This is a genomic window from Streptomyces chiangmaiensis (assembly GCF_036281785.1).
GTDB classification, from domain to species: Bacteria; Actinomycetota; Actinomycetes; order Streptomycetales; family Streptomycetaceae; genus Streptomyces; species Streptomyces chiangmaiensis.
The window spans coordinates 1-632 of sequence record NZ_JAYWVC010000712.1 but is presented as its reverse complement, the minus strand read 5'-3'; the positions used below and the strand labels follow the sequence as shown (position 1 = coordinate 632).

The 632-nt window shown below is 65.2% G+C and carries 1 protein-coding gene; it reads right to left on the bottom strand.

Translation table 11 applies throughout. From position 1 onward, the window contains the following. Positions 1–308 precede the first annotated feature (308 nt). The gene (locus VXC91_RS46575) at positions 309–518 is read right to left on the bottom strand and encodes a hypothetical protein (RefSeq protein ID WP_329513363.1); all 210 of its coding nucleotides are present in this window, start codon (positions 516–518) and stop codon (positions 309–311) included. Between the last annotated feature and the right edge of the window lie 114 nt (positions 519–632).

Here is a 632-nt window from a genome sequence, read left to right as displayed (position 1 = left end):
CTGCTTCAGCTGGGGGAGGATTCAGCTCCGAACTGCCGGCTCCCTCTACACCTGATCGATCGGCGCCGACTGCCCGACCCTCTTCCCGGGTTCGAGGCAGTTCGCCCCCTCACCGAGTGGTCCGGTTCCCCGAGCCGCGACTCCTGTCGTCAGAACTCAGGCGGACCGTCGAACCCCGCGTAGGCACGGCGGTAGTACACGAGCGGCGATGCCGAGGGTGCCCTTGCCGAAAACCCAATGGGAACTGCCGGGTGATAGAGACTCACAGCGGTCAACTTGACCCGGCCTTAAAGGGCAAGGCCATGAAGTTATGGGCTGATAGGGCCTGTCAACAGGATGTCGATGCTGATGGTGGCCTTGTACGTGCGTCGGTCGACGCGCAGGCTTTTGTACGCGTAGCGGGACAGCGGGCGTTTGACGGCGCGGGGGCTGACGCGCAGGCGGCGGGCGGGCATGAGATTGTCCAGGAGCGCCCGGCCGATGGCGCCTACGAGGTCGATGGTGGTGTCGGTGATCACGCCCGCGGCCGTGGAACGTCGTTGACGAACGCCACGTCGGAGACTCAGTTGGCCAGGCTGTTGACCGTGTGCAGGGTCGCCGATAGTGCAGACGCCTGTACGGCGTCCGGTATC